The 256-nt window shown below is 46.9% G+C and carries 1 protein-coding gene; it reads left to right on the top strand.

Going from position 1 to position 256, the window contains the following annotated elements; translation table 11 throughout:
* Positions 1-256, top strand: a 256-nt coding sequence (locus tag AAEY78_RS13965) for a flagellar basal body FlgE domain-containing protein (protein ID WP_352339974.1), incomplete at both ends; no start/stop codon positions are given.

Consider the following 256-nt stretch of genomic DNA (forward strand, 5'->3'; position numbering starts at 1 on the left):
CTTTTAATCCATTGTCTATTGCAGCTGGTGGCGGTGGTACAGCGGGGCTTTCTGATTTATTAACCAATGGTGCTACCTTCCCAGCGCCTGTTGAAATTAACTGGCGTGATGAAACCGGTACAGCTAATAAAATACCTACTCAATACGCAAGTCGCTTTGAAGTAAAAGCACTTGAGCAAGACGGTGCAACAGTTGGCCGTTTAGCGGGTATTGATATTGGCGCCGACGGTAAAGTTGTGGCTTCGTACAGTAACGG

Origin of the sequence: Psychrobacter sp. 16-MNA-CIBAN-0192 (genome assembly GCF_040309565.1) — a bacterium.
GTDB lineage: Bacteria > Pseudomonadota > Gammaproteobacteria > Pseudomonadales > Moraxellaceae > Psychrobacter.